Source organism: Thermostichus sp. OS-CIW-30, from assembly GCF_054060215.1.
Genome location: NZ_JBSSCZ010000004.1, coordinates 64,153 through 83,697, shown reverse-complemented (window position 1 = coordinate 83,697; position 19,545 = coordinate 64,153). Strand labels below are relative to the sequence as shown.

Genomic DNA, 19,545 nt, shown 5'->3' with positions numbered 1-19,545 from the left:
TAGCCGGGCGGTTTCTCCCTATCCTATCGCCCGCCGGGCTAGGCGTTCCTAGCTCACCGAGGGCTTGGCTTTCCCAAAGTAGGGTCGCTTCTGGTGCCAGCGCCAGGCAGTTTGAATGATCTCGGCCAAGTCGGTGTAGAGAGGTTTCCAGTTGAGATCGCGAAGGATGGCACCGGCATCGCCCACCAAGCGCGGGGGATCCCCAGGTCGACGTGCTCCCATTTGCACCGGGATCCGCTTTCCGGTCACGGCTGCTGCGGTGGCAATGACCTCTTTGACGGAAAAGCCTCGGCCATTGCCCAGGTTGTAGGCTGGTTGTATGGGCCGGCCAGAGGCCAGCGCTTCTATTGCCAACACGTGGGCTTGCGCCAGGTCGGTGACATGGATGTAGTCTCGGATACAGGTGCCATCGGGGGTATCGTAGTCATCTCCAAAAACCGTGATGTGAAGACGTTGGCCGCCGGCGACCTCCAACACCAAGGGGATCAAGTGGGTTTCCGGGTCGTGGGCCTCCCCAATTTCGCCATCGGGATCGGCTCCGGCGGCATTGAAGTAGCGCAGGCTAATGGATCGGATCCCGTGGGCAACCTGGAAATCTTGCAAGATCTGCTCCACCATCAGCTTGCTCTGGCCGTAGGGGTTGATGGGACGTTGCGGATGACTTTCGGGAATAGGAATCCGCTCTGGCACCCCATAAGTGGCACAGGTGCTGGAGAACACTATGTAAGGGATCCCGTGATCCCGCATGGCCTCCAACAAACTCAGGGATCCGGCCACATTGTTGCGGTAGTATTTGCCGGGATCCTTGACCGACTCGCCCACATAGGCATAGGCAGCAAAGTGGATCACCCCTTCCGGGCGATAGTGTTGGATGACTTGATCAAGCCGCTGGCGGTCGGCGAGATCCCCAATCTCCAACGGCCCCCAGCGAACTGCCCAGGGGTGCCCGTAAACCAAGTTGTCGTAAGTGATGGGCAGATGGCCAGAGGCCGCCAGAGCTTTGCAGGTGTGGCTGCCGATGTAGCCCGCCCCGCCGGTAACCAGGAGACGCATAGGCAAACGTCAGATGGAAGATCCCACCCAGGGTAAAGGTTGTCAACGGGATCCCTTCAAGCTCCAAAAGCTTCTTTGGCGGCGTACATGACCTCCACACTGATCTCGGTCAAGCCTCGTTCGCGGGCAAATTTTTCGGTGTTGCGTTTAACCTTGCCGCGCACAAAGCCGGGCACCTTGTTCAGCTCCGCCTGGGCTTCCCGCGTCCAGATGAGGTCGGAATCGGCGCTCAGGCTCTTGTGAATCACCTCCTTGGTGTCGTGGCCACCGAAGATTTCCAGCAGATGATCTTCCATGCCCAGGGTAAAGGAGTTGTAGATCAAGTCCACAATTTGGTTGGCGCCCTCATAGCCCAAAAAGGGCCGGTAGCCGATAGGGAAATCCTGCACGTGGATGGGGGCCGAGATGACCCCACAAGGGATCCGCAGCCGTTTGCCCACATGCCGCTCCATCTGGGTGCCGAAAATCGCGGCAGGTTCCGCCTGGGCAATGGCGTCCGCCACGCGGGTGTGATCCTCCGTCATCAAGATCTGATCGCAATACCCTCCCACCTCTGCCTGGAACCACTCCCCATCGTAGGTGCAATAGCTGCCCGCCCACACCACGTGGATCCCCATCTCGCGGGCCAGGATTTTGGTGATGGCCGCCGCGTGGGTGGAATCCCCGAAGACCACCGCTTTTTTGCCGGTTAGGTTTTGGCAGTCGATGGAGCGGGAAAACCAGGCCGCTTGGGAAATGTGCAGCGTTTGCTCCTGGATGTAGGCTTCGTAATCGACAGGGATCCCTTGCTCGTTTAGGATCTGCTGGATCTGGCGGATGAAGCGAGCCGTTTCCACCACCCCCATCGGGGTGATCTCAATGTAAGGCATGCCGAATTCCTGCTGCAGATAGCGAGCTGTCATCGGCCCCAGCTCCCGGTAGGGCACCACATTAAACCAAGCCCGCCCCAGGTGTTTGAGATCGTGGACGCTGGCTCCCTGGGGGATCACCAGATTGAGATCGATATCCAGATCTCGCAGCAGCGCCTTCAGCTCCCGCAGATCATGGGCATTGTGAAACCCTAGGCTGGAAATGCCAAGGATGTTACAGGAAGGCCGCTCCGTCTTTTGGGGCAGGCCGTCTAACTCACCGCTTTTGCGAGCTTTGGTGATATAGAACTCCACAATCTGCTGCAGGGTGCGATCCGCTGCCTGCAATTCGTTAACCCGGTAGTGGTTGACATCTGCCAGCACCACATCGCAGCGACTGGCCAACTGGGCCTGCCGGACAAAGTGATGCAGATCTTCCTGCAAAATGCTAGAGGTGCAGGTGGGGGTGACGACGATCAGATCCGGCTGCTCCTCGCCGTCTTTGCGGACGATGTTGCGAATCACCTTTTCGTCGGATCCCCGCGCCAACACCTGCCGGTCAACGACGCTGGTGGTTACCGGAGTAAAATCCCGCTCTCGCTCCAACATGGAACGCATCACGTTGAAATAGTCGTCTCCCAGAGGAGCGTGCATGATGCTGTGAACGTTTTTGAAGGAGCTGGCCACCCGCAGCGTGCCGATATGGGCAGGGCCAGCGTACATCCAATAGGCCAATTTCATGGGCAGCCTCTCATCAAATAAAAAAAGACAAGGACAAGATCGGTGATCCCAACCCACCGCCGGATGTGCACCCGCTGGGAATCTCTCCTGGCATTGTAGAACGCCCAGCAGCCGGCATCCCTTGGCTGTTATCCTCCGTAACTCCCAACCGAGACGCTCCCAAGCCAAACTCGATCAAAAGAAAAACAACCCTGCCAAGGCAAGTGTGATTACGGGGATCCCCCTACTCCGCCCAAAGGGCTTGTTCCATCCTAGAAATAGGAGCGATGGATACCCATCTGGCCCCAAAGTTCAAGCTGAGGAACCTCAGGGATCCTGACAGGTGAATCGGCTAGCAGACAAGAGCAGAGGAGTTTTTGTATTTTTCGTTACATGTTAACTTTTGGAGACAAAACATGTAGCTCTACAACGTTGAGCAGAGATTCTTGTTTACAGAAGCAAGCTTTCCGTTGGAGAAGGCAGACTAACAGAGGGAAGAGAGATGGCTAATGTTTCCCTGAATACAAGCTCGACACAGAGAATTGTCGATGGCTAGTAATTTTGCGCGCCGTAACCGACCAAAGGCTGCTGCTTCTTCAAAGGTTGAGGTGAAAGCTTATGGGTTCCACAACGATTTCTTGGCAACGTGCTCGCAAAGCTCCTCAGGAGCTGCCTGGTTCCATGACTTCTGTGCTTTTCAAGTCCACGGGTCGCCTGCGCGACTGGTTGCAGGCTCCGTTGCGTCCCATTCAATCGGCTATGGATAACTTTAGCATCCGCGATCCACGCTTGGCCCATTTCCTTTGCCAGTGGATCCCGGCCCGCTGCCCCTTTGAGCGAGATGTGGTGCTGTTTGGCCATAAGGTGATGCACATTCCGCCCATGTGTAAGCTCAACCCCCTCTACGACCAGGTGGCAGGGCTGCGCTTCCGGGCCTTGTCGTTTTTGGCGGAGCGAGGAGAAGACATTAGCCGTTACCTGTAAGGCAGCTTTTTCCACTAAATCTTTTTTCAAGGGATCCCTGGCCATCCAAAGCCTGCTGCCAAACTCCGGAGCGGATCCCATTAGAAGCGGGTCTCAAACTCGATGGAAATGACATTGTTGCCCTCGAGGTCGGTGCTGGCGCGGGTGAGGGTTTGCTTGTTGAGGCGGTAGCGGGCGCTGTAGCGGGTGGGCTGAAAGGGATCCGTTAGGTTGCGCTGCACCGAGATGGAAGTGGCTGGCCCCAGATCGCGGGCCACCTCCAGCGCTAGCCCTATCGAGGAGCGGTTGGCAGCGCGGGTATCGACCTGGGGGACGGGGCTAATGCGCACCTCGTCTAGGCCCAGGGTGTCCCGCAGCGTGTCCAGCACATCGTTGAGCAAGGCAGTTCCGGCCAGGCCGGCCACTCCCGCTTCGGGGTTGAGGCGGGCCAGAGCTGTGCCTCCCAGGAGGGCGACGATCTCTTCGGGGGAGCGGCTGGGGCTGCTGGAAAGGGCCAGAACCCCGTTGCGGGGATCCGCCTCAGCCAGCTGGCTGGCCCGCCCGTTGACCGTGGCGAAAATCTCGATGCTCTGCTGGGATCCCGGCAGGTTGCGGTTGGTGTCAAAGGGGGAGAGCTCTTGGGGAAAGCGATAGACCTCGATGGCCTGGGTCATCAAGCGCAGGTTCAGGAAGGGATCGAAGGGGTTGTCTAGGTCAAAAGTGGCGGTATTGGAGCGGGAGCGATCCAGGCGAAAGTTGGCAAGGGGCAGGTTGACGCGGCCTCGCTCTAGGGCAATGGTGCCCGCTGGGCGCAGATCCTGGGGAGTGCCAAACAGGCGCAAGGTGCCGGCAGCATTGAATTCAAACAGATTGGGACGCTGCACGCGGATCCCTGGCCCCAAGACCAGCTCCAGTCCGTTGAGCCGCGGCTGCCAGAAGGGATCCGGCGAAGTCGAGCCGGCGGCAGCTGTTGCGGCCTCAGGTTCTGCCCGGCGGGGGCTGACATCCACGATCCCTTGAGAAACCTCCAGCCGCCCCTCGAGCAAAGGTTGCAGAAGCAGCCCTCTGACAGCCACCTCGCCGTCCAGATGGCCAGTGTAGAGGTTGGGCAGGTTGAGCTGGATCCCTTGGAGTTGCAGAGTTAAGGGTGGCGAGGTTTCGTCCATCTGCAGGGCACCGCGAGAGTTGACGGGCAAAAAGCCTTCAGCCAAAAGGGATCCACCCCCCAACTGTCCCCGCAGCTCCTGGACTTGCAGCTGATTGAGGTTAAAGGCGATCTGGCCTGTGAGGTCGGTAATGGGCTCCGGCAGGGCTGCCAGCTTGAGGATCCCCGAGTTGACGCTCAAGTTCCCCTGCAGGCTGGGCTCTCGCAAGGTGCCGCGGATGGCCAGCTCCAGTTGGCTTTGGCCGCCTTCCCAGCGCACCTGGTCGGTGAAGAGGTTGATCAGGCGCAGACCGCCATGCTTGGCTTGCAGGGTGAGGTCGATCTGGTCGGATTCGGCCCGCACCTCGGCAAAGGGCAGGGTGTAGGGCACTAGGCCAAAGAGGCGAATGGGTTCGTCACCATTGGCCAGCAGGGCACCGTCCAGGCGCAGCTGCCCCCGCTGGTAGTCAAATTGTCCTCCCACCTCCCGCAGCGGCACCTGGTTGATCTGGGCGTTGACCACTGTCAGGGATCCGCGGGCATGGGGATCCCGCAGGTTGCCGGCCAGCTCCACGTCCAGGTTGAGATCCCCCTGCAGCTCCAGCTCCTCTGGCAGGAAGCGGTCCAGCAAAGCCAGAGGCAATCCTTGGATTTGCAAGGATCCCGACTGTTCCTCTAGGCCCAGCTTGCCCACAAAAAGGGCTTGACGTTCGCCACTGCGCAACCGCAGCGGCTCCAACACCACTGCATCTCCAGCCAGGCTGCCCCTGGCAGTAAGGCTTTCGATGCCAAACTCCTCTGCCTGCCAATTCTGGCCCTCAAGGTAAAAGCTGACGCTAGGCCGGTTGAGGCTGCCGACCAGGCTAACGCTGGCTTGGAATTCCCCTCGCAGACTTGTGGGCGGCGGGAAAGTGCTCCGCACCGCTGACGCGAACAGCGGATCCATGCGGCTGGCCAAGGTCTCCAGGTGGACGGCCAAGATCTGGGCATAGTACTCCAGCTGCTCCAGGAGAGGATGGTTGGGCAAACCAACCGGGTCGGTCTTTAACGCCGAGGCAGGGCCCAAGGGGGGCCGCCGGAAGCCGCGAGTGGTGATGTCTTGCCACTGCCGCCACTTAAAGGCAGAGACGATGTCTTCCAGGCGGCCCTGGCGGGTGCTGATCTCTAGGTTAATTTGAGGAACGGAAACCTCTGGAGTAGACTCCAAACCGCCCTGGAGGGGATCCGCCGGCAGCTCCAGGGTGCCGCTAGCGGTGTAGGTGCTCTCAAACAAATCCAGTTGGGCTTGAGCAATGGTCAGCCGGGGAGAGCCGGAGTCGCCCGCAGTCTGGTAGTCGAAATCCACCGAAAAGCCCCGTACTTCGATCCCTCCCAACTGCAGATCCGCCACCGCAGCCCGTCCTTGGGCGGCGCCGCTTGCCAGGTCAACTGCCACCTCCCCCTCGAGGGTTCCCTGCAGACTGGCCCACGGCCCGGCAGCCACCCCCCCCAGCAAAGCCAGAGGCAACTGGTTCACTGCCACCTGGAGCTCCTCTTGCCGGCGTTGGCCGCGAATTTCCGCCTCGCCCCGCTGCACCTGAAACTGCAAAGGCTGAAACTGGGGATCCAACTGCAGCGCCAGTCGATCCCGCTTCCCCCGCAGATCCACTTCCGTCCCCTGAACAGACCCCTGAAAGGGCCCGGCCAAGTCTTCAAAGGCCACATCTCCCACCTGCAAGCCCCGCAACTGCGCCTTGCCAGTCACCTGCAAGGTGTCCAGAGGTCCGCGGATCTGGCCGGATCCCTGCAGCACTCCTTTCACCAGCGGCGGCAGGCCGGGTACTTCTGCCAGCGCAATCCCATCGGTGGTAAAGCTCAGATCCAGGGATCCCACCTGCAGCGTCTGGGGATCCAAGGGGATCTGCCCTTCGACCCTGGCCAGGCGAGTGCCACCTGCCAACACCTCCGCCTCCTGGATATGCAGTCCGGATCCCTCCCAAGTCACCTGGCCGCGGATGCCCTCAACCCACTGCCGTCCCCTCGCTCCCAAAGGCTGCAACAAAGCCAGCGACCCTTGCGCCCGCAACGCCCCCAGGAAGCCCACTTCTGCTGCCGCCGCCCTGTCCAGCTGCGCCGTCAGCTCGCCAGAGAGGGATCCCGTCCATTGGGGGTTAAAGAAAGCCAGCGGCACATTCTGGGGGCTCACCTGGGCTTGCACTTGCCCTCCTGCCCACCGCCCCGCCACCTGCGCCTGCCCTCCTTCTACAGCCAAGACTGCCTGAGGCACCTCCACCACCCAACCGTCAGCCTCTGGCAAGAGCTGGAGCTGCCCTCTTCCGGCGATCTCTCCCCCTTGGGTTGCCCAGGTGGCCTCCGCCCGCGGTTGGGATCCCGTCAGCGCCACCTGCACTTGAGCGGAAACCGGCCCCACCCAAGGAAGAGCGCCCCGGCGGGGCAGGTTGAGGCCGTAAAGGGCCAGCACCTGCTCCACGTCGGCTCCGCTGACTTGAAGATCGAACTGGCCTGCCAAGCCGGCAGCCCATTGCAGCTGGCCGGAGCCTTGGATGCGACCCCCTGCAGTCTTGAGGTCAATTGCTTCCAAGGCCAAGGTTTGATCCGCAAAGCGGAAGCCAAAGGCATACTCCGACACCGGCAGGCGATCCACCTGCCCCGGCGAAAGCCCCCGCAACTGTCCCCGGATCTGCGGCTGATCCAAGGCTCCGGTGACCGCTACGGATCCCCCTACCACCCCCTCCACCGCCACCGGCAGGCCAAAGGCAAACGTCTCTTGGATCTGCTGCAGGCGGGCCGGCGCTACTTCCGCCTGCAAACCAAACCCCTGTCCTTGCTCCCAGACCACCGGGCCTTTTAGCTCGGCAAAGGAAAGCTGACCAAAGCGACCGCTCACCCCCTCCAGCTCCAACCCCTGCAAGGTAAAGCGAACGGAGCCCTTCACCTCTTCAAAAGGATGGGGCAACCTCTCCAGATCCAGCCGAGCCTGTTGAACCTGGGCCTGCCCCGTCAACTCCAGCGGTTGATCCCGCCGCCAGAGCACCTGGAGATCCAAGCCAGTTTCCCCCTGCACCTCCGCAAAAGGGGCCGCCGGCACCACACTGGGCAAGAGATCCAAAGGCAGACGAGCTGCAGAAAGCGTCACCGAACCGGAAGCCTGGGCAAAATCCGCCACCCCCCTGAGCTGCAGGGGGTACCCCCCCTCCCCCTCCCGAGGGAGCAACCGTGCCGTCGCCTGGAAACTGGCCCGCCCCCCGAAAAGATCCTCCTCTCCTGGCGGGGCATTGTGAGTCAGCCACACCTGCACCTGGCCCTGCAGCCGATCAAACTGGCGTCGCTCCCCCACCAAAGGGATGGCCGTCAGGGATCCCTGGCGCAAACGGATGTTCAGCCCATGCAAGGGCAGGGATCCCTCCCCTTCGGGCAGTTGAAACTGCACATCCGCCCAGCCGCGATCCAGCGTTTCCATCAGCAGCAGTTGCGGCTGGTTTAGGGTAACATTCAGCACCCACTGACCCGTCTGCAGCCAAGTCCAGAAATCAGGGCTGAGGTCGATGGAGCCGATACTGGCCAGATGTTCAACGCGGCTTTCTCCCAAGCTCACCTGCCAGGGGGCCAGAAACCTCACCTCCCCCAATTCCACGCGCCGGCGCATCGCTTGCGAGAGGGTTGCTTCCACCTGCGGCAGCACGTGATCTTGAAGGTAGATCCCTGTTCCCCAGGCGGCACCAAAGGCGGCAGCCGTCAAGCCCAAACCCACCCCAGCTAGAGTGATGGGGGAAAGGTTGAATCGTTGCTGCTGCATCTTTGGATCTCGGTGATCCTCTCCCAACCGCCTACCCCTTAAAAACCTGACAGGCTCCCAAAAGCCATTCGTGCACTGCGGGCCGACCTTGCCGGCACAGTTGCCCCCATCCTACCCAAGGACTCCTGGCTTGCCACGAGGGAACAGAAAGAAGAGATCCCTGCTCCCAGGCGTAATTCCCCCGAAGACCCCGCGGAAAAATACCGTCTCCCGCGGAGAACGGGGATGCTAAGCTATCTCCACACCCGAGATTGAACCCACCCTGGGGCCTCTCTCAGGTGTTCCCTTCTGTCGAGATGGTTGAAAGGAGAAGAGCCATTCCGGAACCCCTATCTCTGACGGTCAGCTTGCGCGGCAGCCGCGAGGCGCTGGAAAACTGCCAGGTCTTTCACCTGACTGGCCTTCTGGATGCCTTTTCCGAGCCGGTCTTTGTTAAGGTGGTCACCAAATACCTGGAAGAGGGATCCCCTAACCTGATCCTGGATTTGACAGGGATCGACTTCATCGACAGCTCTGGCGTCGGCGCCCTGGTGCAATTGGCCAAGCTGGTGCAGGGCCGCGCAGGTATCTTTCAGGTGGTGAGCAACCCCCGCATTACCCAAACGGTGAAACTGGTGCGCCTGGAGAAGTTCCTATCTTTGCGCAACTCCTTGCAGGAAGCCTTGGATCGCCTGAAGGAAGGAAGTACGGGCAGTACAGAGACCGCCTGATACGTAATAAGTATGGGTCTGGGAACCTTTTGGGGGATCAGTGCTGGAGCAGGGGATCCCGACTGGATCACGGTCAAAGCAGCCCGCATCCTCAGCACGGTCAACTGGGTGGCCTGTCCCCAAAATGCCGCCGGCCAGCCGGGCCTGGCCTATCAGATTGTGCGCCCTTGGCTGCGACCGGAACAAACCCTCTTGCCGCTTCGCCTGCCCTTTGTCACCCGGTCGGAAGTCCTGCAAGCTGCCTGGCAAGCGGCTGCCCAGCAACTGGCCCCACTCCTAGAAAGGGGAGAAGATGTCGCCTTCATCTGTGAGGGAGACGTGGGCCTCTACAGCACCTTTGCCTACGTGGCCCAAGCCCTGCGGCAGCGGATCCCCGCCTTGCCCATCCAGGCCATACCGGGGGTGTGCTCTCCCTTAGCCGCTGCTGCTGCCCTGGGATCCCCCTTGGTGCTCGGCTCCGAGAAATTGGCGATTTTACCGGCTCTGTTTGCCCTCTCGGAACTGGAGCAGGCTTGTGCCTGGGCTGAGGTAGTCGTCCTCATGAAAGTGGCCTCTGTCTACCCTCAGGTTTGGCAGTGGCTGGCCGAAAGAGGTTGGCTGCAACAGGCCAGCTTGGTGGTCTGGGCCGGCTGGCCTCAGCAAACCCTCTTCCCCACCCTGGAAGGACTGGCCGACTACCGGCCCCCCTACTTTTCCCTGCTGATCCTGCGTTCTCGGCCCCGAAATCAAGATTCTCTTAACCTGGAAAACGAGCTACAGCTGGAATGAGTTTTCTAGGATAGGGAATGAGTTCCTTCCGGCGATTAAGCCCGAAGCAGGGGTTGGTCGTTGTTTTTTTGCGTTTATTTCTGTTTAGCTCAAGGCTCGCGCCGAGCCAGCTTGTTTCCCCAAAAAATCAGGTGTCCTGTGACGGAAAGAGGCTGAGGAATCCGAATCCAGAATGCTGGGATCCCTCATTGACCTGAACCAAAAAGAGATGAAAAGACCAAGTTAAAGGAATGATCCAGCCTGTTAAGAATGGTTGCCGCCCTTGGTGGAGAGATCGGCTATAGGTTAGATTATGGATGTGGTGATTCAGGCGAGGAGGATAATATCTCATCCCCATCCCAAACGCGAGGCACCGCTTCTCGATTGAATCAAATCCAAAATTCAAGTCCAAAATTCTCTGTCGGTCAACGCTTTGATCCAAGCTTCCGATCCGTTGCTTCGGCAGACTCTCCTGAGAAGTGGTTGTCTCGCTCAGCAGAGCACCTGGTACCTACGACAGGTTTTCCTCAAAGCAGAACAAGGGAGTTAAGCAGATAGCAGTTGGGCTTGCTGCACAAGCCACTGGGAAAGTGAGAGAGCGCTCTAGGTGTTCCTCAAATAATTCTCAAATAAAAGTGGTTTTGCCAGATCAACAAGCTCAGCCGGCTATTTTGAGTCTCCATTCATGAGCGAGTCAGGGTGGGAAAATCGGTGATCAGGTTCAGGTGCTCTCAACCTGCAAGCTCTGCGAGTCGGAACCAGCGCTCAGTGGGACAAGGACTGCGGGCTTTAGCAATTCGAGGTTCTCTCAGTTCATAGTTTCACTCTCACTTTCAGGAGGTTGCTATGTTTACCTTTCTCTCAAAGATTGCTAGAGCAATTATCCGCATATTTGCTCCTGCCAAGTCCGATCTGGTGGAAGTGGGTTACCAGCCCATCACGGATGATATCTATCGCATCAACGGCTCAGCCTGCCGTTTTAGCGATCTGGAGATCTCATCGTAAACCTCAGAGTCGGATTCTGGTGTCGGAGCGGCCACTGGCGCTGGCCTAGAAATTGGAAACAAGTTAAGACAACTGAATAAGTCTTAGTTAAGTCTTGGATGCGGTTAGTCCGCGTCGGCAGGGGTGGTTTTCCTCCCTGTGGCCAAGTTCTACCGGTTCAGTGGTGGCTCCCCGTGGGGGTCACCACTTATTGTTTTGTTGTTTGCAAGTTGTTTGGGAAAATAAGGAGAATGCTTGCGGTTGCCCTATCTCAACCTGTGTTGCCTTCCCCCGTAGTTTACCCAGCTACATCGAATGATCTGGATCCCTTGGCCGAAGTTCTAGCCCAGGTTTTTCATCCCCCCTCAGGCCTGCAACGCTGGATCTACCCAATTCGCAAGCTGGGCATTCGCGAAGAGTTGCGCCTCAGGCTGGCCGCAAGGGATCCCCACTACTGCTGTCTGGCAGCTGCGGTGGGATCCGAAGTGGTGGGCACTGCCGAGATCTCTTTGCGGGTCACAGCCTACGGGAAGTATCCCTACCTCTCCAACTTGGCGGTGCTGCCCGGCTGGCGGCGGCGAGGAATTGCTCGTCTGCTTTTGCTCAGTGCTGAAGGGGTGGCGAAAGGGTGGGGCTACCGCTGTTTGCATCTGCACGTGTTGGAAGACAATCTCCCCGCGCGGCAACTGTACGCTCAACTGCGCTATACCCCCATCGAACGCACCTCTCAACTCTGGCGATGGTTGGGGATCCCTCCGCAGCTTTTGCTCTGCAAGTGGTTACCTTGAATTGGCAAAGGAATTGGCAAAGCGGCAACATTGAGCTGGCAGAGTGGAGATGCTTCCCACCCCGCTGGCTTGCTTCTGCGCAGTGAGGCGAGTTCCTGGACTCATATAAAGTTATGTAAACTAGAGATGGGTTCTAGAGAGGTCTCGGAGGGGCAGTGAGGGAATTGGGCAGGGTTTTCATGGGATTGGTTGTGGGCCTGCTTGTGGGCTTTGGGATGACTCAGCCTGCCTGGGCCCAGTGGGGAACTACTCCTCTCCCGCCAATAGGTTCTCCGGCACCGGAGTTCGCATTGCCGGATCAATCCGGGCAAATACGGCGGCTGGCGGATTTTCGGGGGGAGTGGGTGGTGTTGTATTTTTACCCCCGCGACTTCACTTCCGGCTGTACGATTGAGGCCCGCCGCTTTCAGCAAGATTTGCCCAAGTTCCGGGCCATGGGGGCACAGGTTGTGGGCGTGAGCGCTGACTCGGTGGACTCTCACAGGCGCTTTTGCTCGGCAGAGGGGCTACAGTTTCCTTTGCTGTCGGATCCCGACGGCACGGTCAGTCGAGCCTACGGATCCTGGATGGGCGATGTTGCCCTGCGCAATACGTTCTTGATCGACCCGGAGGGGATTTTGCGAGAAATCGACCCAATCGTGAACCCCAGCCGCCACAGCGCTGAGGTTCTGGCCCAGTTGCAGCAGCTTATCAGGAACTAGCCCTCTAGCTTTCCGGGCCAAAAGTCTGCTCAAACTCGTGGAGCAACTCGTCGATCTCCTCCAGCGCTTGGTTGACATCCACGCGCAAGCTGCCCAAGTCTGGCTTTTCCAACAGCTTGGCTACCGCTGGCCGGCGTTCGCGGATTAGCTTGATGCGCTCTTTCAAGGCGGCAATTTCGGCGGCGTCCATAGCTTCAGAGACCTAATTGACTCTCCTAGCTTATCGCTTCCGCTGGGGGAGTGTCGCCTGCTGGGATCCCTTTCTGAACCACCGAGAGCCAATCATAATAGAGCTGCGCAACCTGGCACTCAACCCCGCTTCAGCTAGAAATTGCAGGAGCCCCGCACTGTACCCGTAGGTTCGGTGTCGGGAGGAATGCTATAATAATACTGCGGACACCAGAAACGGTTGTTTAGGGCACTGGTAACGGTCGATTGGGGGTGCAGTAAACCACCCCAGAGGCTCGTGGTTGGCTTGCTAACTGCAGGGCTACTAAAAGCCCGCTCCGTACCGCCTAGCGGTTGGTGTCGGGTAGTTTACAGGTGCTGACATGCTCCCCTACACCCAGATTGTCGCCCACCGTGGGGAGCACACCCACGCCGAGGAAAACACGTTGGCCGCTTTTGCTGCTGCTGTTGAAGTGGGGGCCGAGCAAATTGAGCTGGATGTGCGCTGTAGCCGAGATGGGATCCCACTGGTTGTTCACGATGCCGATTTGGATGGACAGCCTTTGGCCGCATTAACTTGGGCCGAGATTCGGGCCCGCAAACCCACGATTCCCACTCTTGAAGAGACCCTGTCACATATCAAGGGCAAGATCACCCTCGATATCGAACTCAAAGAAGCAGGCTATGAGGAACAAGTCCTTGCCCTCGTTAGCGATATTTTGACCCCCGAAGAATTTGTGATCACCTCTTTTTTGCCTCAGGTGGTGCAGCGGGTTAAAACGCTTTTGTCCCCGCAACCCAAGGTTGGCCTGTTGATCGAGGCAAAGGCTGAGGAGCAAGCCAAGGGATCTTTACTTACCCGTTGCCGGGAGTTGGGAGCGGATTTTCTGGCCCCCCACTACAGTTGGGTGAACTTGCAGTTCTTGGCTGAAGCTGAACAGGCCGGGATCCCTCTGTACGTTTGGACGGTGAACGATCCTGAAGTGATGAAGTTGTGCTTGCAGCCATTTGCCGGCTCAGTAGGACAAAATCCCGTTGTTCAAGGGTTGATTACCGACCGTCCCCAATTGGCTTTGCAAATTCGCGCCCACCTTTTGGCAGGAGTAGAGGGGGCAAAACCCTAGACCATGGGCACAAACTGCACCGGAAAAGCCCCTTTTTGAACCCATCCTTGGGCTGTTTTGCAGAGGATCAGCAAGGACTGGGATCCCTGGGCACCGGAGTCCGAAGGGCTTTCTCCCACCGGCACCACCAAGGTGCCCCCCACCGCCAGTTGATCTAGCAGCACCATGGGCACAGTTGGGGGCGCTGCCGTCACCACGATGGCATCGTAGGGAGCATGCTCCGGCCAACCTTGGTAGCCATCTCCCTGACGCACTTCCACGTTGCGATAGCCCAGGGCAGCGAGGGTTTGTTGAGCTTGAGCAGCCAATGGGGACAGACGCTCCAGGCTATACACTTGCCGGGCCAGCTCTGCCAAAACAGCCGCCTGATAGCCGGAGCCGGTGCCGATTTCCAACACCACCGATTCAGGCGTGAGGCGAGCAGCTTCTGTCATAAAAGCAACAATATAGGGCTGAGAAATGGTCTGGCCATAGCCGATGGGCAGAGGGCAATCCCTGTAGGCCCGATCCCGCAGATCAGAGGGGACAAAAAGGTGACGCGGCACTTTTCCCATGGCTTCCAGTACCCGTGGATCTCGGATCCCTCGTTTGATGAGCTGTTTCTTGACCATCTGCTCCCGTTGGGAAGCAAAAGGATCGGAAGCGTCTGGGGGCTGAGGTTCAACTTCTGGGATCCCAGCTGGAGAGCGAGAAGAATGTCTCCACCGGAAGGATGAGAATGGGTTGATCACCGATACACAACCTCCAGAAACGATGAGCCGCTCAGATTTTTCTCCGCTACAACTGCTGGGCTGTGAGGTCATTGCTCAATAGCACTGAAGCTGTTCACTTTATGGGGTTGAGGATTCCAGCCTCTCTTCTCCCCCCTTGCAAGAAAGGCCGGAGATGATTGCTGCATATTACGAGTTAACCCAATTTCTAGCATTGAATGGGGAGGCAGGAGTGAGGGGGAAAATGCCCGTAGAGTCCTATTCCAATCCTGACTTACTTTCGGTAAGACTTCACCACTTGATGAAGAGATTGTTGCCAAACTGGAAGATGAGAAAATCAAACAGAATCCCCAAGAGCCTCTGTCCTGACCCTGTTTGACCTTCTTGAACCTCATTTGAACCTCAGGTGAGGCTCGCAGCCGGGATCCCCATGGGAGATATGGGATCCGGTTTGATCAAAATTGTAAAGTTTTGTGCGGAATCTGCCGGGGCGAGCAATCACCACCCTGGTTCTGCCAGCGCAAGATTTTATAGTGTTGATCCCTACCTTTTCCCCGCAAGGGGAAGATGGTGAATGGGGTGACAGGCTGGGAACTGTCCTAGCGACACCTGGGGAGAGAGGCTGGGTTTAATAGACTGTAAACGTAATTTACGGTACAGATCTATGACAACTGCTGCCGCTTCTGCTACTCCCACTGCCCCTGAGACGACGCTGCTGAACGTTTGGCAAGTGCTGGCGGAAGAGTTTGCCGGTCAGGTTGCCCTACGGGATCCCCACGCGCAGCCAGTTTTCGAGATGTCTTATGGAGAGCTGTTTCGCCGCATTCAAACCCTGGCGGCTGGCCTGCAGGCTTTGGGCATTTGCCCGGGGGATCGGGTGGCCATTTTTGCCGATAACTCCCCCCGCTGGCTGATGGCCGATCTGGCCACGATGTTCACGGGAGCTGTGAATGTGCCCCGCAGCGCTGTGGCGGATCCCAGTGAGCTGGGCTACATCTTGCGCCACTCCGGTAGCACGGCCCTGATTGCTCAGGATCTGAAGACCCTGAGGCGGATCCGGCCGGATGTGCAGGAGCTGGGCCTGGAACGGCTGCTGTTGCTTTCCGATGAGCAGGAAGCAGGGGTGCTGAACTTTTCCCAATGGCTGCAAAAGGGTCGGGAACACACCTACCAACCCCCAAAGCTGGAGCGATCCCAACTGGCCACCATCATCTACACCTCCGGCACCTCCGGTCGGCCCAAGGGGGTGATGCTCAGCCACGGCAACCTGATGCACCAGGTGGAGAACTTGGGCGTGGTCGTACAGCCACAACCGGGGAATAAGGTGTTGACCATTCTGCCCACTTGGCACTCTTATGAGCGGGCTTGCGAGTATTTTCTCCTCAGCCGTGCCTGCATGCTGGTCTATACCAGCCCTCGCTTTATCAAACAAGATTTCCAACAGGAGCACCCCCATTTTCTGGTGGCAGTGCCGCGGATTTGGGAAACCGTTTATGAAGGGATCCAACGGCAATTCAAAGAGAAAAGCCCCCTGATGCAGCGGCTGATCCGCGCTCTGATGGCCGTGAGTGAGAGGTATGTGCTCTCTGGACGGATAGCTCGCAACCAGTCGATTTTGCATTACGGAGTCAGCCCCTGGGTGCGCCTGCAGGCTCGCCTGCAACATTGGCTGCTCTGGCCCCTGCACCGATTGGCCGATGTGCTGATCTACCGCAAGGTACGACGGGCGTTGGGCCCCAATTTTCAACATGCCATCAGCGGCGGTGGATCCCTGCCTGCCTACTTGGATCTGTTCTACGAGGTGGTGGGCATTTCCATCTTGAATGGCTACGGCCTCACCGAAACTTCGCCGGTGTTGTGCGCGCGGCGTCCAGACAACAATGTGCGCGGTACGGCTGGCCCCCCTCTGCCGGGGACGGAGTTTCGCATTGTGGATCCTGAAACCCGACAGCCCCTGCCCTCCGGCCAAAAGGGGTTGATCCTGGCCCGTGGCCCGCAGGTGATGATGGGCTACTACAACAACCCCGAAGCCACTGCCAAGGTGCTCAGCTCCGACGGCTGGTTTGAAACCGGGGATCTGGGCTGGCTCACCCCCGACGGGCAACTGGTGATCACCGGCAGAGCCAAGGATGTCATTGTCCTACTCAATGGGGAGAACATCGAGCCCCAGCCGCTGGAAGATGCTTGTCTGCAGTCTCCTTACATCAGTCAGATCGTGATCGTCGGGCAAGACCAAAAGAAATTGGCTGCCCTCATCTACCCCAACCTCGATGCCCTCAAAGCCTGGGCTGCCGAGCAAGGGATCCCGGCTGAGGATGCCGAGCTGCTGGCCCAGCCCCAGACCCGCACCTTGATTTTGCAGGAGGTGCGCCGCCGCATCCAAGAACGCCCTGGCTATCGGCCCGACGAGCAAGTTGCTGACTTTCGCTTCTTGCCAGAGCCCCTGAGTGTGGAAAATGGCCTCATGACCCAGACGCTGAAAATTAAGCGCAACCCCGTGGCGGAGCGCTACGCTCACCTCATCGAGGAGATGTACCGATCTTTGAAGTAGGGCCAGCCTTCTAGGTTTGGGATCCCCGTTGTTGCTCCAAGTAGCGCCGGAATTGCTCCGGTGGAATGGCCCCTCGGTAGGCTCCACAGTAGTAGAGGGTAAGCACTGCCTTGTAGGCCCAATCGCTTGGCACCACATCCGGGAAAGGGCTGGGCAAAGTATCTGCTTGGTTGTTGGCGCAGGCTTGCAAAATTTGCTCTGTGGTGAGCTGTTCCGCCAGATCGGGGGGGAGCTCCCGCAGGTTAGCCTGGGCCAGAACCGCTCCCGGCAGGCACAAGCTGGCGAGGGTCGCCGCCCAAAAAGCGCGAGTGAAGAGGTGTTGCCAGTTCATGGCTCTCCAGAGGGAATAGTTCGGACAAGTTCTGATACATTTACGCTGAACACTGCTGAACATCACTGTTCAACTATGCAGCGATAGCATTCTGTTTGTTTCCAAACAGAATGGCGGTATCCCGCAAAGCTTTGAGTAGAATACCCAAAGCGCAGTTTCCGTGTCGTCTTACTACCAATTTTCTGCTTTGCTTTGGCTACCATGTTGGCAGACTCGAAAGTAAACAGAAAGATCAACTGGTAGTAATCCGTACTGAACATATTATACATTATTTTCAGTATGGTTGAGCTTATTACTGACTAGAGTCATGCTCTAGGTTAGAGTTACCGCAGGCAGCAGCGTTCCTGCTAGGGGTGCGAAGCGCCCACACGGGGGAGCCTGTTGCAATGTTTTAATGAGTAGACAATTGCATGCTGCAGGAGGACAGTGAGATGAGCACAATTCCGCCGAACTTGCTGGACTATCAGCGCAGAGCTCTGGCGATGCGGGAGAGTTCATACATTGACTTTCCAGCTCATGTCCATCTGGAAACGATGGCACGTTGCAACGCTGCCTGCAACTTTTGTCCCTATTCTTCACTGGAAAGAAAGGGAGCAAAGATGGATGATTCTCTAATAGAAAAAATTGTCAATGACCTCAAAGACATTCCGCGTCTTCATCGCTTTCAATTAAGTCCTTTTAAGGTTAATGAGCCATTTTTGGATACACGGATCTTCGATTTGCTTACATATCTTCAGTCTGAGCTACCGCACGCTACCATCACCTTGACTACCAATGGCTCCCTCATCAACGAGCGGATTGTGGAACGATTAACACAGTTTCCCAATCTTGGTTACTTGTAGGTTAGCTTCAACGATCACCGCCCAGACGAATACGAGGCAACGATGAAGTTGCCCTACAGACGGACTCGCGAAAGCCTGGACAGACTTCACAAAGCAAAAGCTGAGGGACGCTTGCCAATGCGCATTGTGCTATCCCGTGTTGGAGACGGCACAGCAGCTGATGAGGATTTCATTACCTGGGTAAGGACAACGTATCCATTGTTCGAAGTTAGCATTTTTCCGCGCATGAACTGGCTTGGCCAGGTCGATGTGTCGCCTCCCACGGCACCGCCCATAGCCTGCACTCGCTGGTTTGACATATCAATCACGGCAACGGGTGTGGTAGCCCACTGTTGCGCCGATGGCCAGGCACGCTACCCCATAGGCAACGTTCAGGAGCAGCATGTCCTCGACATCTACAACAGCCCAAGCTATCGCCGACTGCGCGCGACGGTGGACAACCGTCTGCAGGTAGAGCCATGCCGCCGCTGCAACTTCCTTTAAACAAGGAGAGATCCATGGCTATCACTGCCATCGAATACGTTCTATTTAGCCAAATGCGGCAACAAAACGCTATTCCGCTTGGAGGCGACTGTTTGGAACTGGGCGAGGCCAACTGGTACGGCGACGTGGCTGTCGAGCAGCTTGGCCAAGACATTTATCGCTTTGCCAAAGAGGAAGAACGTACTGCCCTCTTCCGTCAACTTGATGAAATTACTCAGGCTAAGCGCCCTGGAATGCTGTTCGAGATCGCCAAGGTCTTTTGGCGCACCTTCTGGCAGCCACGTTCGATGACAGCGGTGGATCTTCATGGCACGGAGGCAGCTCTCAAGCTGGATCTCAATTTCCCTATCGAGTTGCCTCAGCGTTACCATGCTGTTTTTAACCTTGGCACAGCCGAGCACATCTTCAATATTGCCCAGGTGATGAAAACCATACACGACTACACGCTGCCTGGTGGCCTAATGATCCACGGTCTGCCATTTACCGGCTGGCTCGATCACGGTTTTTACAACGTGCAGCCGACCTTTTTCTGGGATCTAGCCCAGGCAAACAGCTACACGATAATGGCCTATCTCTACGTCGAGTATAATCCACTGAAGTTCGTACAGCTATGGAAACGCGAGGATATCCTCGAACTGGTCACTAAAAACCAGATTGGCCAAAACGCCTTGCTTTACTGTGTTCTGCGCAAGCCTGCTGAAGATCAACCGTTTTGCTTTCCGATTCAGGGCTACTATGCCGGCACTCTCTCCCAGGAGGCAGCAGAGGCTTGGAAGACTTTACGATAAGCGAGGGTGAAAATGAAGCGACTCAAGGAGCAATTTGCAGACAAAGCTAGCGCTGGAGTTGCTTGTGCCACGCATGCCAAAGGGAGCTGTGATC

At 57.7% G+C, this 19,545-nt stretch carries 16 protein-coding genes and 1 pseudogene; 11 read left to right on the top strand and 6 right to left on the bottom strand.

Annotated elements, in window-relative coordinates:
- Positions 1-48: 48 nt before the first annotated feature.
- Together galE and bchB are read right to left on the bottom strand one after the other, a co-directional pair.
- Positions 49-1,053 carry a UDP-glucose 4-epimerase GalE gene (gene galE, locus ACVWZF_RS02640; RefSeq protein ID WP_457410776.1) on the bottom strand — a complete coding sequence of 335 codons (1,005 nt, stop codon included), beginning with the start codon at positions 1,051-1,053 and terminating at the stop codon, positions 49-51.
- A gap of 56 nt (positions 1,054-1,109) precedes the next feature.
- Positions 1,110-2,642 carry a ferredoxin:protochlorophyllide reductase (ATP-dependent) subunit B gene (gene bchB, locus ACVWZF_RS02635; RefSeq protein ID WP_457410752.1) on the bottom strand — a complete coding sequence of 511 codons (1,533 nt, stop codon included), beginning with the start codon at positions 2,640-2,642 and terminating at the stop codon, positions 1,110-1,112.
- A gap of 717 nt (positions 2,643-3,359) precedes the next feature.
- On the opposite strand from bchB, the pseudogene ACVWZF_RS02630 reads away from it, so the two are divergent.
- A pseudogene (locus ACVWZF_RS02630) lies at positions 3,360-3,605 on the top strand (Mo-dependent nitrogenase C-terminal domain-containing protein); the annotation flags it as partial.
- An 80-nt stretch (positions 3,606-3,685) separates the two neighbouring features.
- Here the strand turns inward: ACVWZF_RS02630 and ACVWZF_RS02625 are convergent.
- Positions 3,686-8,524 (bottom strand): translocation/assembly module TamB domain-containing protein, encoded by a 4,839-nt coding sequence (locus ACVWZF_RS02625; protein ID WP_011433771.1) that lies wholly within the window; start codon positions 8,522-8,524, stop codon positions 3,686-3,688.
- Between the two features lie 296 nt (positions 8,525-8,820).
- Here ACVWZF_RS02625 and ACVWZF_RS02620 point away from each other — a divergent pair, with 296 nt between their 5' ends.
- The 5 genes from ACVWZF_RS02620 to ACVWZF_RS02600 all read left to right on the top strand — a co-directional run bounded on the left by ACVWZF_RS02620 (position 8,821) and on the right by ACVWZF_RS02600 (position 12,454).
- Positions 8,821-9,234 carry an STAS domain-containing protein gene (locus ACVWZF_RS02620; RefSeq protein WP_011433770.1) on the top strand — a complete coding sequence of 138 codons (414 nt, stop codon included), beginning with the start codon at positions 8,821-8,823 and terminating at the stop codon, positions 9,232-9,234.
- Positions 9,235-9,246: 12 nt separating this feature from the next.
- Entirely contained in the window at positions 9,247-10,002 is a 756-nt protein-coding gene (locus tag ACVWZF_RS02615) for a precorrin-2 C(20)-methyltransferase (protein ID WP_011433769.1), read from the top strand.
- Between the two features lie 825 nt (positions 10,003-10,827).
- Positions 10,828-10,986 carry a hypothetical protein gene (locus ACVWZF_RS02610; protein WP_011433768.1) on the top strand — a complete coding sequence of 53 codons (159 nt, stop codon included), beginning with the start codon at positions 10,828-10,830 and terminating at the stop codon, positions 10,984-10,986.
- Positions 10,987-11,294: 308 nt separating this feature from the next.
- A complete protein-coding gene (locus ACVWZF_RS02605; protein WP_238376763.1) occupies positions 11,295-11,753 on the top strand; it encodes a GNAT family N-acetyltransferase in 459 nt (152 codons plus the stop codon).
- 215 nt (positions 11,754-11,968) lie between these two features.
- Positions 11,969-12,454 (top strand): peroxiredoxin, encoded by a 486-nt coding sequence (locus ACVWZF_RS02600; protein ID WP_238376979.1) that lies wholly within the window; start codon positions 11,969-11,971, stop codon positions 12,452-12,454.
- A 4-nt stretch (positions 12,455-12,458) separates the two neighbouring features.
- Here the strand turns inward: ACVWZF_RS02600 and ACVWZF_RS02595 are convergent, their stop codons facing one another.
- Entirely contained in the window at positions 12,459-12,644 is a 186-nt protein-coding gene (locus ACVWZF_RS02595) for a hypothetical protein (protein ID WP_011433765.1), read from the bottom strand.
- Positions 12,645-13,005: 361 nt separating this feature from the next.
- Here ACVWZF_RS02595 and ACVWZF_RS02590 point away from each other — a divergent pair, with 361 nt between their 5' ends.
- Positions 13,006-13,746, top strand: a complete 741-nt coding sequence (locus tag ACVWZF_RS02590) for a glycerophosphodiester phosphodiesterase (protein WP_457410749.1) — start codon at positions 13,006-13,008, stop codon at positions 13,744-13,746.
- On the opposite strand, the gene ACVWZF_RS02585 is transcribed toward ACVWZF_RS02590, so the two are convergent.
- Positions 13,743-14,477 (bottom strand): protein-L-isoaspartate(D-aspartate) O-methyltransferase, encoded by a 735-nt coding sequence (locus tag ACVWZF_RS02585; protein WP_457403335.1) that lies wholly within the window; start codon positions 14,475-14,477, stop codon positions 13,743-13,745. The genes ACVWZF_RS02590 and ACVWZF_RS02585 overlap by 4 nt on opposite strands.
- Positions 14,478-15,120: 643 nt before the next feature.
- Between ACVWZF_RS02585 and ACVWZF_RS02580 the strand changes: the two genes are divergently transcribed.
- Complete coding sequence (locus ACVWZF_RS02580) at positions 15,121-17,007, top strand: AMP-dependent synthetase/ligase (RefSeq protein WP_457410747.1); 1,887 nt, start codon at positions 15,121-15,123, stop codon at positions 17,005-17,007.
- Between the two features lie 10 nt (positions 17,008-17,017).
- Here the strand turns inward: ACVWZF_RS02580 and ACVWZF_RS02575 are convergent, their stop codons facing one another.
- Positions 17,018-17,338 (bottom strand): hypothetical protein, encoded by a 321-nt coding sequence (locus ACVWZF_RS02575; RefSeq protein WP_414341908.1) that lies wholly within the window; start codon positions 17,336-17,338, stop codon positions 17,018-17,020.
- A gap of 431 nt (positions 17,339-17,769) precedes the next feature.
- Between ACVWZF_RS02575 and ACVWZF_RS02570 the strand changes: the two genes are divergently transcribed.
- The 3 genes from ACVWZF_RS02570 (at position 17,770) to ACVWZF_RS02560 (ending at position 19,451) form a co-directional block, all read left to right on the top strand.
- The gene (locus ACVWZF_RS02570; RefSeq protein ID WP_457410745.1) at positions 17,770-18,180 is read left to right on the top strand and encodes a radical SAM protein; all 411 of its coding nucleotides are present in this window, start codon (positions 17,770-17,772) and stop codon (positions 18,178-18,180) included.
- Between the two features lie 225 nt (positions 18,181-18,405).
- Entirely contained in the window at positions 18,406-18,663 is a 258-nt protein-coding gene (locus ACVWZF_RS02565; protein WP_457410744.1) for an SPASM domain-containing protein, read from the top strand.
- Between the two features lie 14 nt (positions 18,664-18,677).
- Positions 18,678-19,451 (top strand): methyltransferase domain-containing protein, encoded by a 774-nt coding sequence (locus tag ACVWZF_RS02560; protein WP_041436669.1) that lies wholly within the window; start codon positions 18,678-18,680, stop codon positions 19,449-19,451.
- Positions 19,452-19,545: the final 94 nt, after the last annotated feature.